This window comes from Cryobacterium sp. 10I5, from assembly GCF_035019865.1.
Classification (GTDB): Bacteria; Actinomycetota; Actinomycetes; order Actinomycetales; family Microbacteriaceae; genus Cryobacterium; species Cryobacterium breve_A.
The window spans coordinates 1-14,915 of sequence record NZ_JASJVI010000015.1; the positions used below are offsets into that span (position 1 = coordinate 1).

11 protein-coding genes are annotated in these 14,915 nt (G+C 66.6%); 10 read left to right on the forward strand and 1 reads right to left on the reverse strand.

Annotated elements, in window-relative coordinates; genetic code table 11:
- Positions 1-815: glycoside hydrolase family 43 protein (locus QN350_RS06580; protein WP_323516012.1), on the reverse strand; the 815-nt coding region annotated here is incomplete at its 3' end.
- Positions 816-979: 164 nt separating this feature from the next.
- Here QN350_RS06580 and QN350_RS06585 point away from each other — a divergent pair.
- From QN350_RS06585 to QN350_RS06630, 10 genes are all read left to right on the forward strand, one after another.
- A complete protein-coding gene (locus QN350_RS06585) occupies positions 980-2,014 on the forward strand; it encodes a LacI family DNA-binding transcriptional regulator (RefSeq protein WP_322138072.1) in 1,035 nt (344 codons plus the stop codon).
- Between the two features lie 347 nt (positions 2,015-2,361).
- Positions 2,362-3,690, forward strand: a complete 1,329-nt coding sequence (locus QN350_RS06590; protein ID WP_322138071.1) for an extracellular solute-binding protein — start codon at positions 2,362-2,364, stop codon at positions 3,688-3,690.
- Positions 3,691-3,746: 56 nt separating this feature from the next.
- A complete protein-coding gene (locus tag QN350_RS06595; protein WP_323516014.1) occupies positions 3,747-4,610 on the forward strand; it encodes a sugar ABC transporter permease in 864 nt (287 codons plus the stop codon).
- Between the two features lie 2 nt (positions 4,611-4,612).
- Positions 4,613-5,521: a carbohydrate ABC transporter permease gene (locus QN350_RS06600; protein WP_322138069.1), complete on the forward strand. Its 909-nt coding sequence runs from the start codon at positions 4,613-4,615 to the stop codon at positions 5,519-5,521.
- On the forward strand, positions 5,521-7,875 hold the full coding sequence (yicI, locus tag QN350_RS06605; RefSeq protein WP_323516016.1) for an alpha-xylosidase: 2,355 nt from the start codon (positions 5,521-5,523) through the stop codon (positions 7,873-7,875). The genes QN350_RS06600 and yicI overlap by 1 nt, the downstream gene beginning before the upstream one ends.
- Positions 7,872-9,317 (forward strand): GH1 family beta-glucosidase, encoded by a 1,446-nt coding sequence (locus tag QN350_RS06610; protein ID WP_322138067.1) that lies wholly within the window; start codon positions 7,872-7,874, stop codon positions 9,315-9,317. Before yicI ends, QN350_RS06610 begins: the two co-directional genes overlap by 4 nt.
- 287 nt (positions 9,318-9,604) lie before the next feature.
- Positions 9,605-10,726, forward strand: a complete 1,122-nt coding sequence (chvE, locus tag QN350_RS06615) for a multiple monosaccharide ABC transporter substrate-binding protein (RefSeq protein ID WP_322138066.1) — start codon at positions 9,605-9,607, stop codon at positions 10,724-10,726.
- A gap of 117 nt (positions 10,727-10,843) precedes the next feature.
- Positions 10,844-12,373 carry a multiple monosaccharide ABC transporter ATP-binding protein gene (gene mmsA, locus QN350_RS06620; protein WP_322138065.1) on the forward strand — a complete coding sequence of 510 codons (1,530 nt, stop codon included), beginning with the start codon at positions 10,844-10,846 and terminating at the stop codon, positions 12,371-12,373.
- A 6-nt stretch (positions 12,374-12,379) separates the two neighbouring features.
- Positions 12,380-13,567 (forward strand): multiple monosaccharide ABC transporter permease, encoded by a 1,188-nt coding sequence (mmsB, locus tag QN350_RS06625; RefSeq protein ID WP_281535950.1) that lies wholly within the window; start codon positions 12,380-12,382, stop codon positions 13,565-13,567.
- Between the two features lie 54 nt (positions 13,568-13,621).
- The gene (locus tag QN350_RS06630) at positions 13,622-14,800 is read left to right on the forward strand and encodes an ROK family transcriptional regulator (protein ID WP_322138064.1); all 1,179 of its coding nucleotides are present in this window, start codon (positions 13,622-13,624) and stop codon (positions 14,798-14,800) included.
- Positions 14,801-14,915: the final 115 nt, after the last annotated feature.

The window sequence follows — 14,915 nt, forward strand, 5'->3', positions numbered from 1 at the left end:
GCCCGGACCCGGACGCCGAGGGCGAGGGCCCACCAGGAGCCGTCCCCCGCCTCGACGAGGTCGGCGTGCCCGACGTTCTGCACCCTCGCGGTAGCCCCCAGCTGGCGGTGGCTGAGGACGGGGTTGCCCGGGTTCCCGACGTATGGGCCCGTGACGGACCGGGACCTGGCGACCGAGACGGCGTGGTTCCGTTCGGTGCCGCCCTCGGCGGCGAGGAGGTGGATCCACCCGTCGTGCGCGTAGAGGTGCGGTCCCTCCGCCCACACCGCACCCGCGACCGCGCCGTTCCAGAGGATGTGTTCCTGGCCGAAGAGTCGCCCGGCGACCGGGTCGAGCTCGCGGAGCCAGATTTCGGTCTGGCCGGGGTATGCGCCGGGTTCGACGAGGCGGCAGCCGGCCCACCAGGCCCTGCCTTCGTGGAAGAAGATCGTCGGATCGATGCCGCGCGCGCCCTCGAGGAACACCGGATCGGACCAGAGGCCGGCCGGGTCGGTCGCGGTCAGGAGGAACGACGCGTCCGCCCCGCCGCCGACGACCGTGCAGGCGAGGAAGAACACGCCGTCGTGATGGCGCAGGGTCGGGGCGTAGAGGCCGCCGGAGTCAGGGACTCCGGCGAGGTCGAGCAGGCGCGCCTGGCCGGGGCGGTCGACCGCGTGGCCGACGGGCGTCCAGGCGACGAGGTCGGTGCTCGAGTGCAGCGGGAGGCCGGGGAAGTACTCGAACGACGAGTTGGCGAGGTAGAAGGTGTCGCCGACCCGGCAGACCGAGGGATCCGGATACATTCCGGGCAGGACCGGATTCGCGAAGACCGTCATGCTTGACCACCCTAGTGACCGGACCGACGGCATCCGTGCCCCACGACCCGCTTAAGTCGATTCTCACAACAAATCGAGTGAGAGGGTGGTTCTGGTTCGCTGGTTCATGGTCCAGACTGTGCGACAAGGCATTTATCAGCGGGGTGGGAAGCGAGGTCGGCGCCATGGCGAGCATCCACGACGTCGCACGGGTGGCCGGCGTCTCGATCAGCACAGTGTCCTACGCTTTGTCCGGCAAGCGGTCGATCGCCGCATCCACTCGCCTTCGGGTACTCGATGCCGTCGAGCGTCTCGGCTATCGCCCGAACGCCGGGGCGAGGATGCTCGCGGGCACCCGCACCAACATCTTCGCCCTCACGGCGCCGTTCCACGCGGACACCTATGCGCCGGCACACATGGCCTTCGTGCTCGCTGTCGCGCAGGCCGCCCGCGAACACGACTACGACGTGCTGTTGCTCACCCAGGACGAGGCGACGAGCGGGCTGCGCCGGGTGGCGTCCAGCAGCCTCGTCGACGGCATCATCGTGCTCGACGTCGCGGGCGACGACGACAGGGTCGCGGTGATCCGCGAACTCGGCGTGCCGGCGACCTTCATCGGCATTCCCAAGGATGCCGCCGGTCTCGTCTGCGTCGACCTCGACTTCGAGGCCGCTGCGGCGCTCGCCGTCGAGAAGCTGGTGGCGGCCGGGCACCGGTCGATCGGACTGATCGGGCACTCTCCCGGGGTCTACGCACGCGGCTCGAACTTCCCGCCCCGGTTCCGCGACGGCTTCTTTGCGGCTGCGGCGGCCCACGGGATCGAGACGGCCTTCGTGATGCCCGAGCGGGACGGGCCGAGCGTACGGATCGCCCTCGACGCGCTCTTCGCTGAGCGCCCGGACATGACGGCGGTCGTCCTCCATGCCGAGGAGAGCATCCACACCGCGGTCCTGGACGTGCTGCGTGAACGCGGCCTGCGGGTGCCCCAGGATCTCTCCGTGCTTGCGGCCTGCGCGAGCTTCGAAACCGACCACTTCGAGCCTCCCCTCGACACGATCCCGCTCGTCGCCGCCGACTCCTGCTGGCGGGCGGTCACGCTCGCGGTCGAACAGGTGAGCGGCCCGATAGAGCCTCGGATCGAACTGGTCCCTCCGCGCTTCTACGAGCGCGGCTCGATCGCGCCGCCCCCGGACCGGCACCTGGCCTCTCCGCGATCCTGAGCCGCCCGCGACCCGGGGATCCGGGTCCCGCCGCCGTCGGTCGTTGACGACCCGCTGAGGTGTCGCATATCGATGTTCAACCCGCGTGTGAACCTCGATGTGCGACACCTCAGGGGGAGGATTCGGGGGATCGCGGTCGGGGTGGATCCTCGCTCGACGCGGATATGTTGCGAATATCAACAAACATCTTGTGCCAGCATCCGCGGGCCCCTATGCTCCAAAGCGACCCACTGTCGAAGCGTTTCGGCAGACGATAGGCACAGCAATTATCGAAGCGTTTCGATTCGCTCGCGCTGGGGTCGTCATCGGCGACAGGAATCGGAGTCGCCACTACAAGGAGGTAGAACGTGAGATTAGGAAAGCGCGCCCTCGCTGTCGTCGCACTGACGGCGGCAGCGGCACTCTTGACCGGCTGTGCGAGCGGTTCAAGCGGCGGGTCCACAACCGCAGCGAGCAGCGGGCCGGTTGACGGCACCGGAAAGACCCTGACACTCTGGGACTTCGAGTCCGACACCAGCGCGATGGGAATCGCCTGGAACGAGGCGATCAAGGTCTTCGAGAAGGAGACCGGCGCGAAGGTCAAGTTCGAGGCCAAGAGCTTCGAGCAGATCCGTTCGACCGCGAGCCAGGTCCTCAACTCCGACCAGGCCCCCGACATCCTCGAGTACAACAAAGGCAACGCCACCGCCGGCCTGCTCGCAAGCCAGGGCCTGCTCAGCAACCTCGACGGCTACGTCAGCCAGTACGGCTGGGACGCGAAGCTCGCCCCCTCCCTCCAGACCACCGCCAAGTACGACGAAAACGGCATCATGGGCTCCGGCTCCTGGTACGGCGTTCCGAACTACGGCGAATTCGTCGAGGCCTATTACAACAAGGACATGTTCGCGAAGTACAACGTCGCGATCCCGACGACGCAGGCCGAGTTCGAAGCCGCACTGAAGACCTTCAAGGACGCCGGGATCACCCCGCTGTCCGAGTCGGCGGCCGAGTACCCGCTCGGGCAGCTTTGGTACCAGCTCGCGCTGACCAAGGCAGACCGCAGCTTCGTCAACGATTACCAGCTCTACACCGGTGACGTCGACTGGCAGGGCAAGGAACTCACCTACGCGACCAACACCATCAAGGACTGGACCGACAAGGGCTACATCTCCAAGGACGCGACCGGGACCAAGGCAGAGGATGCCGGCACCGCATTCATCGCGGGAACGAACCCGATCTTCTTCTCCGGCAGCTGGTGGTACAACCGCTTCACGACGGAGATCAAGGGCTTCAACTTCGGCACCTTCCTCTACCCCGGCGCCACGATGTCTCCCGGATCCAGCGGAAACATGTGGGTCGTTCCGGAGAAGGCCAAGAACAAGGACCTCGCCGCCGCATTCATCGACATCACAATGCGCCCGGAGATCCAGGCCCTGATCGGTAACAACGGTGGCGTCCCCGTCGCCGCGAACGCCGCGGACATCACAGACCCGAAGAGCCAGGAACTGATTGCCAACTTCAACACGCTCACCGCGCGCGACGGCATCGGCTTCTACCCCGACTGGCCCACCCCGACCTTCTACGACCAGCTGAACGCCGGCCTGCAGGAGCTCATGAACGGCACCAAGTCGTCCAAGGACGTTTTGAGCGAACTCGGCACCGAATACAACGACGGCATCAAGGACATCAAGAAGTAGTCCGCCGCGGGTCGCGCCTCCCCGGCGCGGGCGGCAAGGGCTTCTGGCTCTACCTGGTGCCAGGCCTGCTCCTGCTCACCATCATCGTCCTGGTTCCGCTGGGCTGGAACTTCTTCCTGACCTTCACCAAGTACCGCGGCATCAAGCCCCCGGTCTGGATCGGCCTCGACAACTGGACCAAGCTCTTCGGCGACGACGTGTTCTGGACCTCATTCGGCAACTCGATCGCCATGATCGTGGCCATGGTCGTCGTCCCGACCCTGCTCGGCCTCGTGCTCGCGGCCATGCTCTTCGACCTCGTCGGCAAGAAATTCGGCGGCAAGATCGCCAGCTTCCTCCGCGCCACCTACTACCTCCCGCAGATCCTGCCGACCGTGATCGCGGCGATCGTGATCGGCTGGATCCTCCGCCCGGAGAACGGTGCCCTCAACCAGGTGCTCGGCGCCATCGGACTCAGCGGCCTCGAACACAACTGGCTCGGCAGCCCGGACACCGCGATGGCCTGCATCATGGTCATCATGATCTGGGTCCAGCTCGGCTACCCGATCGTGATCTTCATGGCCGCCCTGCAGCGCGTCGACCCGGAGCTCTACGAGGCCGCCGAGCTCGACGGCGCCAACTGGTTCCAGCGGTTCCGCGCCATCACCGTCGGCATCATCCGCCCGGAGATCTTCGTCGTGACCCTGACCTGCACGATCGCAGCCCTCAAGGTGTTCGGCCCGATCTACGCCCTGACCCGCGGCGGCCCGGGCACCTCGACCATGGTGCCGAGCTACTACTCCTACAGCGAGTTCTTCCAGAACCAGCAGGTCGGCTACGGCGCAACGATCGCCACCGCCCTGACCGTCGTGGTCGCCGTCGTCGCGATCATCTTCATCACTTTCCAGACCCGGCTCGAGCGCCAGGACGAGGAGCGCTAGCCATGACTACCCTGACCGACAAAATCCGTCCCCGCCGCGATTCCGGCGCCCCGGAACCCAAGCCGCTCAAACTGCCCAAGGTGCACACCCGCAAGACCACCGGCGACTGGGTCATCCTGTTCATCGCCATCATCATCGGTCTCTTCATCGCGATTCCGTTCGTGATGATCGTGATCAACTCCTTCAAGTCGCCGGCCGATTACAACAGCTCCGGCCCCCTTGCCCTGCCGAGCAACCTCTACTTCGACGGCATCATCAACTTCTGGACCAGGGTCAACTTCCCGGAGAAGCTCTGGAACAGCGTGGTCATCTCGAGCGTCGTCGCCGTGGCCGCCGTGCTCCTGTCGATGTTCAATGCGTACGCGATTGGAATCGGCCGCATCCGCGGCCGCACCTGGATCGTCGTGCTGATCCTGCTCGCCAACATGGTGCCGCAGGAGGCCCTGCTCTACCCGCTCTATTTCATGTTCAAGCAGGTCGGACTGTACGACAACATCTGGGCCGTCATCATCATCTTCACGGTCATCCAGAGCGCCTTCGGCACCTACCTGCTGTCGAGCGTCTACGGCACCTTCCCGAAGGAACTCCTCGAGGCGGCCTCACTCGACGGCGCAAGCCGCTGGCAGATCCTCTGGCGCGTGGTCTACCCGATCAGCCGGTCGACCCTCGCCGTGCTCCTGATCTTCTTCTTCATCTGGACCTGGAACGAATTCCTGATCCCGTTGACCTTCCTGGTCAGCAACGCGAACCAGACGGTCCCCGTCGCGATCAGCGTGCTGCAGGGCGACCGCCTGATGGACGTCACCACCACGAGCGCATCCGCTCTGCTCGGCCTGCTGCCGACGCTCATCTTCTTCCTCATCTTCCAGCGCACGCTGACGCGTGGCATTACCGCAGGAGCAGTCAAGTAATGAAGTTCACCGATGGATTCTGGCACGTGCGTCCCGGCGTCACGCCGCTCTATGCGCAGGAGGCGTACGACCTCGAGGTCGTGCCCGGCGCGACGGGGGACGGCGACGCACTGCGGATCGACGCCCCCACCAAGGTCATCGCCCACCGCGGCGACGTGCTCAACCGGGCCCTGCTCTCGGTGACGCTGTCCTCCCCGCTGCCCGGCGTGATCCGCGTGCGGGTGGCCAAGGACACCGGCGGGTCGACGGAGCCCGGCTTCGAGCTCGACGGCCCCGTCACCGGCAGCGGCGTCGTGTCCGTCGACGCGGACGGCGGGAGCGTCACGAGCGGCCCCCTGACCGCGCGCATCGACCGGGGGAGCCCCTGGAGCCTCCGCTTCGAGGCCGACGGCCACACCCTGACCGAGAGCGGACCGAAATCGATCGGCTACCTGCAGCTCGCCGAGGGTGCGCCGATCGCGGCGGAACCCACCGGGGTCTCCGGCGTCACGGAGACCGGGCTCGCCCCCGCATCCGTCTACGTGCACGCCCGGCTCGCGCTCGGCGTCGGCGAACTCGTCTACGGTCTCGGCGAACGCTTCGGACCTCTGGTGAAGAACGGCCAGACCATCGACATCTGGAACGCCGACGGCGGTACCTCGAGCGAGCAGTCCTACAAGAACATCCCGTTCTACCTCACCAACCGGGGCTACGGCGTGCTCGTCAACCACGCGGAGCACGTCTCCTTCGAGGTCGGCACCGAGTCGGTCGAACAGGTGCAGTTCTCCGTCGCGGGCGAATACCTCGAATACTTCGTGATCTACGGGCCAACGCCCAAGGAGATCCTCGGCCGGTACACCGAGCTGACCGGGCGTCCGGCCCAGGTGCCGGCCTGGTCGTACGGCCTCTGGCTGTCGACCTCGTTCACCACCCAGTACGACGAGGCGACGGTCAACTCCTTCATCGACGGCATGGCCGAACGCGACCTGCCGCTCTCGGTCTTCCACTTCGACTGCTTCTGGATGCGCGAATTCAACTGGACAGACTTCGAATGGGACCCCCGGGTGTTCCCGGACCCCGAGGGCATGCTCGCCCGCCTGCACGGCCGGAACCTGCACGTGAGCGCGTGGATCAACCCGTACATCGCCCAGCGCGCCCCGATCTTCGCCGAGGCCCAGGCGGCCGGCTATCTCGTGAAGCGGGCGGACGGCTCCGTCTGGCAGTGGGACTTCTGGCAGGCCGGCATGGGACTCGTCGACTTCACCAACCCGGATGCCGTCACCTGGTTCCAGGGCAAGCTGCGGCACCTGCTCGACCAGGGCGTCGACGCCATCAAGACCGACTTCGGCGAGCGGATCCCGCTCGACGTGGTCTGGCACGACGGCTCCAGCCCCGAGCGGATGCACAACTGGTACACCCAGCTCTACAACGCCGCCGTGTTCGAGGTGCTCCAGGAGCACCACGGCGTCGGTGACGCGGTGCTCTTCGCGCGCTCCGCGACCGTCGGCGGCCAGAAGCAGCCGGTGCACTGGGGCGGAGACAACTCGTCGAGCTACGAGTCGATGGCGGAGACCCTGCGCGGCGGGCTCTCGCTCGCCCTCTCCGGATTCGGATTCTGGAGCCACGACATCGGCGGCTTCGAAGGCATGCCCAACGCGGCCGTGCTCAAGCGCTGGCTCGCCTTCGGCCTGATGTCGAGCCACTCCCGGCTGCACGGTTCCACGAGCTACCGGGTGCCATGGCTCTTCGACGACGGAACAGAGGAACCGGGCCAGAGCGCCGTCGACGTCACCCGTCGCTTCACAAAGCTCAAGCTCTCACTGATGCCCTACCTGTACCAGGTCGGCCTCGAGGCGCACCGCACCGGCATCCCCTTCATGCGCTCGATGCAGCTCGAATTCGCCGACGACCCCGCCGTCGACTACCTCGACCGCCAGTACCTGCTCGGGCACGACCTGCTCGTCGCTCCCGTCTTCAGCGAGGCCGGCGACGTGTCCTACTACCTCCCCGCCGGGACCTGGACGAACTACCTGACCGGCGAGACCGCGGCCGGACCAACCTGGCGCCGGGAGACCCACGCGTTCGACAGCATCCCGCTGTGGGTGCGGGAGGGCGCCGTGATCGCGACGGGCGCGCGGGACGACCGGCCGGACTACGACTACACCCGGGACGCGCTGATCACGGTCTATCCCGGCGGCGACGCCACCAGGACCGTGCTGGTGTCGGATCCGCTTGGCGATTCCGTCGTGACCTTTACGATTGTGGAAGACGGCGACGGGGTCACGGTGCACAGTGACTCGGACGCCGCGTTCCGCGCCAGGCGCGCGGGAGGCGACACCTCAGCATCCGCGAATCGAAAGGCCACCCTCTCATGACCGATTCCCGCCAGGGCAACCCCGACTACCGCGACTCGGGACTGAATTTCCCCGACGGGTTCATCTTCGGTTCGGCGACGGCCGCGTACCAGATCGAGGGCGCCGCCAACGAGGACGGTCGGGGGCCGTCGATCTGGGACACCTTCAGCCACACGCCCGGCGCGGTCCTGGACGGCGACACCGGGGACAAGGCGAGCGACCACTATCACCACCTCGAGGAAGACCTCGACCTGATGCAGCGGCTCGGCCTGCACGCGTACCGGTTCTCGATCTCCTGGTCGCGGATCCAGCCCACCGGGCGCGGCCCGGTCAACGAGAAGGGCCTCGCGTTCTACGAGCGGCTCGTCGACGGGCTGCTCGAGCGCGGCATCCGACCGATCGCGACGCTCTACCACTGGGACCTGCCGCAGGCCCTGGAGGACGAGGGCGGCTGGACCAACCGCGAGACCGCGTACGCGTTCGCCGAGTACGCGCGGATCATGGGCGCGGCTCTCGGCGACCGGATCGACACCTGGACGACGCTCAACGAGCCGTGGTGCTCCGCGTACCTCGGCTACGGCTCCGGCGCGCATGCGCCAGGTCACACCGACGGCGCGGAGGCGTTGACCGCGGTCCACCACCTCAACCTCGCCCACGGGCTCGCTATCACGGAACTCAGGAAGGTCGTCACGAACGACCCGGACTTCTCGATCACCCTCAACCTGCACGTCGTCCGCGGAGAGGGCCCCGACGGGCACGAGGCCGTGCGGCAGATCGACGGCCTCGGCAACCGGGTCTTCCTCGGCCCACTGTTGAAGGGCGAGTACCCGGCGGATGTCCTCGCCGACACCGCCGCGATCACCGACTGGTCCTTCGTGCGGCCGGGCGACACCGAGATCATCCACCAGCCGATCGACGTGCTCGGCGTCAACTACTACTCGACCAATCTCGTGCGGCTCTGGGACGGCGAGACCCCGCGCCAGAACGCCGACGGCCACAAGGACGCCGCCGGCTCTCCCTGGCCCGGCGCCGACCGGGTCGAATTCGTGCAGCAGGCCGGCCCGTACACCGACATGGGCTGGAACATCGAGCCGGCGGGCCTCGAGGAACTGCTCGTGTCCCTCAGCGAGGAATTTCCGGACCAGCCGCTCATGATCACCGAGAACGGCGCCGCCTTCCCGGACACCCTCGTGCAGGAGGCGGACGGTCTCGCCGTGCACGACCCGCTGCGCACCGACTACCTGCAGCGGCACTTCACCGCCGCGCACCGGGCCCTCGCACGCGGCGTCGACCTGCGCGGGTACCAGGTCTGGTCGTTCATGGACAACTTCGAATGGGCATACGGCTACTTGAAGCGATTCGGCATCGTCTACGTGGACTACGACACCGAGGTGCGTACCCCCAAGGACAGTGCGCTCTGGTACGCGAAGCTCGTCGCCACGGGAATCATCCCCGCCGCCTGAGGCGCGCACGGGAATGCTCCTCTGGTGCGCCGGGAAAACCGTGCAGACGCACGGTTTTGCGGTTGTGGGCAACAAATTCCGTTCCGGCCCGGAATTATTACGTTTCAATTGGCAGATCTGCGCCCCTTGCTCGAAAGAGGGGGTGACTCGGGCCTGAATCCTGGTATATGTTGGATGCGTCAACATAAGCGCGTGTCGTGGAGTTGATGACAGCGTTACAAGGGGGTAATGGTGGTTTTCCTGCCGCCTCCTCGTGCGATCACAGCATTCAGAGCAGAAAGCAGATCATGACGAAAACCAAGAGGCTGTTCACGATTGTCGCTACGGGGGCCGTTGCGCTCTCGCTCGCGGCGTGTTCAACGGCCACCACATCAGGGACCGGAAGCACCACAGCAGCAATCGCGGACTGCAACGTCGGCATCTCGATGCCGACGAGAAGCCTCGAGCGCTGGATCAACGACGGCGAAGGCCTCAAGACCAAGCTCGAAGGGGCCGGCTGCACCGTCGACCTTCAGTACGCCGACAACAAGACCGACCAGCAGATCAGCCAGATCCAGAACCAGGTCGCCGGCGGGGCCAAGATCCTCGTCGTCGCCGCGATCGACGGCAAGGTTCTCGCACCGGCCCTCGCCGATGCGAAGAAGCAGGACGCCACGGTCATCGCCTATGACCGCCTGATCAACGGCACCGCAGACGTCGACTACTACGCGACGTTCGACAACTACAAGGTCGGTCAGCTCCAGGGCCAGTTCATCGAGAAGGAACTCGGCCTCAAGGACGGCAAGGGTCCGTTCAACCTCGAGCCCTTCGCCGGCAGCCCCGACGACAACAACGCGAAGTTCTTCTTCTCCGGCGCGTGGGACGTGCTTCTTCCCTATGTTGAGAGCGGCAAGCTGGTCGTCCCGAGCGGCAAGGCTCCGAAGACGAACGACGCGTGGACCACCATCGGCATCCAGGGCTGGGCGTCTGACAAGGCCCAGGCCGAGATGGACAACCGGCTCTCCTCGTTCTACGGCAACGGCGCCAAGGTCAACGTCGTTCTCTCCCCGAACGACAGCCTCGCGGTCGGCATCGAAGCATCCCTGAAGTCGGCCGGCTACGCCGCCGGCACCGACTACCCGATCATCACGGGCCAGGACGCGGACAAGGCGAACGTCAAGGCCATCCTCGCGGGCACGCAGTCGATGACGGTCTGGAAGGACACCCGTACCCTCGGCGCCCAGGTCTTCACGATGATCCAGTCGATCGCGGCCGGCACAACGGTCGAGGTCAACGACACCAAGACGTACGACAACGGCAAGAAGGTCGTCCCGTCCTACCTGCTGGCCCCTGAGGTCGTCACGAAGGACCTCGTGCAGACGAAGCTCATCGATTCCGGGTTCATCAAGGCTTCGGACGTCGGCCTCTAAGCCGTACCGAAGAAACCGAATTCCGTGCCGACTGCGGTGGTGGCGGGGCCCTGGGCTTCGCCGCCACCGCGGTCCGTACGCACCCGAACGACGAATTCGCTGACAGGAGCGACACACATGAACGGTCCGATTCTTCGGATGATCGACATCGGGAAAGATTTCAGCGGGGTCAAAGCCCTCGACTCGGTCACCCTCGAAGTCGAGCGCGGCAAGGTCCACGGAATCTGCGGCGAGAACGGCGCAGGCAAGTCGACGCTGATGAAGGTGCTGAGCGGCGTCTACCCGCACGGCAGCTACACCGGCACGATCGAATTCGAGGGGGAAGAGGCCCAGTTCAGATCGATCAACGACAGCGAAGCGGTCGGGATCGTCATCATCCACCAGGAACTCGCGCTCAGCCCCTACCTCTCGATCGCGGAGAACATCTTCCTCGGCAACGAGAACGCCACCCGCGGCGTCATCGACTGGAACAAGACCAACCTCGAAGCCGCGAGCCTGCTCGCCCGGGTCGGTCTCGACGAGAACCCGGCCACGAAGGTGCTCGAGCTGGGCGTCGGCAAGCAGCAGCTCGTGGAGATCGCGAAAGCGCTGTCGAAGCGGGTCAAGCTGCTCATCCTCGACGAACCGACCGCGGCACTCAACGACGAAGACTCCGACCACCTGCTCGACCTGATCGAGCACCTCCGTGGCCAGGGCATCACGAGCATCATCATCTCCCACAAACTCAAGGAGATCCGTCGGATCGCGGACACGGTCACCGTGATCCGGGACGGCAAGACGATCGAGACGATCGACATGCACGGTCCGGACGCGACCCAGGCCCGCATCATCCGCTCGATGGTCGGTCGAGACCTCAACAGCATGTTCCCGCCCCGGGACCCGAAGATCGGCGCAGAGATCCTCCGGGTCGAGGACTGGAACGCATACCACCCGGTCGACACGAGCAGGAAGGTCGTCGACAACGCCTCGTTCACCGTGCACGCGGGCGAGGTCGTCGGCTTCGCCGGGCTGATGGGCGCCGGCCGCACCGAACTCGCCATGAGCATCTTCGGACGCTCGTACGGCACGAACATCACCGGCCGGGTCTTCAAGAACGGCACGGAGATCTCGGTGCGCACGGTCGACGAGGCCATCCGCAACGGGATCGCGTACGCGACGGAAGACCGCAAGAAATACGGGCTCAACCTGATCGGCGATATCACGGTGAACGTCTCGGCCGCGGCGCTGGCGACCCTCGCCCGGTTCGGCGTGATCGACCGCCACCGCGAGTACAAGGTCGCGGACGACTACCGCAGGCGGATGAACATCAAGGCGCCGAGCGTTTCGTCGATCACCGGGCAGCTCTCCGGCGGTAACCAGCAGAAGGTCGTGCTGTCGAAGTGGGTCTTCACCGGCCCAGACGTGCTCTTCCTCGACGAACCGACCCGAGGCATCGACGTCGGCGCCAAGTACGAGATCTACGGCATCATCAACGAGCTCGCGGCGGCAGGCAAGGCCGTCGTCGTCATCTCCTCCGAACTACCGGAGCTTCTCGGCATCTCCGATCGCATCTACGCGATCTCCGAGGGTCGCATCACCGGCGAAGTCGCCGCAAAGGACGCCACCCAGGAAAGCCTCATGCACCTTATGACTGCGGGAAAGGACTAGACCGCAATGACCACCACCACCCCAGCCACGCGCAAGCCCCGGCTGGCCATCAACTTCCGCCAATACGGCATCCTCGCCGCGCTCGTCGTCATCATCGTTCTGTTCGAAGTGCTCACGAAGGGCCGCCTGTTGCTGCCCGGAAACGTGAACAACCTGATCCAGCAGAACGCCTACGTGTTGATCCTCGCGATCGGCATGGTCGTCGTGATCATCGCCGGCCACATCGACCTGTCGGTCGGTTCCGTCGTCGCCATGGTCGGAGCCGTCTCGGCCATCGCGACGAACCAATGGGGCTTCCCGTGGTGGGCGGCCGTGTTGCTCGCCCTCGTCGTGGGCGCGGTCGTCGGCGCCTGGCAGGGCTTCTGGATCGCCTTCGTCGGCATCCCCGCCTTCATCGTGACCCTCGCCGGCATGCTGATCTTCCGCGGTCTCACCCTCGTGCTGCTGACCGGAGGAACGATCAGCGGGCTGCCCGACTCGTTCACGGCGATCGGCGCCGGTTGGTTGCCGGGCGTCCTGGGTGAGCTCGGCGGACGGGACGTGCTGACTCTCGCCCTCGGCGCCATCACCTGCATCGCCCTCGTCGCGCAGCAGTTGCGCACCCGCGCGACCCTGCGGCGCCTCGAGCTCCCGATGGAGTCCATCGTGCAGATGGCCGTCAAGTCCGGTATCGCGGTCATCGCGATCATGTGGCTGGCCTGGCTTCTCTCCGGCTATCGCGGCACCCCGATCATCCTGATCATCCTCGCGGTCCTGATCCTCGGCTACACGTTCATGCTGAACCAGACCGTCTTCGGCCGTCACGTCTACGCGATCGGCGGCAACCTCTTCGCCGCCATGATGAGCGGCGTGAAGACCAGGTGGGTCAACTTCTACGTTTTCGTCAACATGGGAGTGCTCGCCGGATTGGCCGGCGTGGACAGCACCGCCCGGGCAGGTGGCGCCGTGGCATCGGCGGGGCAGAACTACGAACTGGACGCCATCGCCGCGGTCTTCATCGGCGGCGCAGCCGTGCAGGGCGGCGTGGGAACGGTCGTCGGAGCCATCGTCGGTGGCCTCGTGATGGGCGTCCTGAACATGGGGCTCTCGATCCTCTCGGTGGATGCCGCGTGGCAGATGGCCATCAAGGGTCTCGTCCTCCTGCTCGCGGTCGCGTTCGACATCTTCAACAAGCGGCGCAGCGGCGGACGCTGACCCCGGGGCGCGGGCGGTAGCCTTGTGCAACACGCGCGGCCGGAGGAGTACCAGGTGCAGGGAAACAACCACGACGACATCCGTCGGCACAACCTGTCGGTCATCCTGCGCCTCGTGCACCGCAACGGGCCCACCTCCCGCGCCCAGCTGACCCGCCTCACCGGACTGAACCGGTCGACCATCGCCGCCCTCGTCGGCGAGCTCGCCCAGCTCGGCCTTGCGGGGGAGCGGGACCCGGACTCGACGAACCAGGTCGGCCGGCCGAGCCCCATCGTGCACGTGGACGCCGCGGTCGTCGCCCTCGCCGTGAACCCCGAGATCGATGCGGTCACGATCGGGATCGTCGGCCTCGACGGCACCGTGCACCGCCGCATCCGCTACCCGACCGAACACACCCCGAGCCCGACGGAGGCCGTGAACATCGCCGCTGCCGTCATCGACGGGATGCGCGGTGAACTCGAGGCCCGGTTCCGCGTCGTCGGCATCGGCGTCGCCGTTCCGGGGCTCGTGCGCGCGCACGACGGGCTCGTGCGGCTCGCCCCGCATCTCGGCTGGGTCGACGAGCCGCTCACCGACATGCTCGAGCGCGCCACCGGATTCCCCGTCGTCGCTGCAAACGACGCGAGCCTCGGGGCGCTCGCCGAGCAGTACTTCGGCGCGGGCAAGGGCATCACCGACCTGATCTACCTGAACGGCGGCGCGAGCGGCATCGGCGGCGGCATGATCGTCGGTGGCCTGCCCGTCGGCGGCGTCGCGGGCTACGCGGGCGAGTTCGGCCACACCCGCGTGAGCGGCAGCGACCGCGTCGACTCCGCAGGGATCACCGGGACGCTCGAGGCCGAGGTGAGTCGGGCGGAACTGCTCGCGGTGCTCGGGCTCTCCGGCCCCGGTGCGGACGCCGACGAACTCGAGCAGGCGCTGCTCGCGACGGAGTCCGCCGAGGTCCAGGCCGAGGTGCACCGCCAGCTCGATTTCCTCGCGGTCGCGCTCGGCGGGGCGATCAACATCCTCAACCCGCAGCTCGTCGTGCTCGGCGGCTTCCTCGGCGCGCTCTTCAACGCGGATCCGGAACGCCTCCGCGCGGCCGTCGGCACCTGGTCGCTGCCGTCCTCCTTCGGGAGCGTGCGGATCAGCGCGGCGGAACTGGGTTCGAACCTGTTGATGATCGGCGCAGCGGAGCTCGCCTTCGAGGGAATCCTCGCCGACCCGAACGGATTCGGCGTCACCGACTGATCCGTCCGGTCCGTCCGGCGTGTCTCGGCCCGGCGGGAATAGCCGGCGGGGCAACCGCCTTGGCACCAGTGGGCGAGAGTGCTTTTCGTCGTGTGCACCCGGGCACGCGACAGGC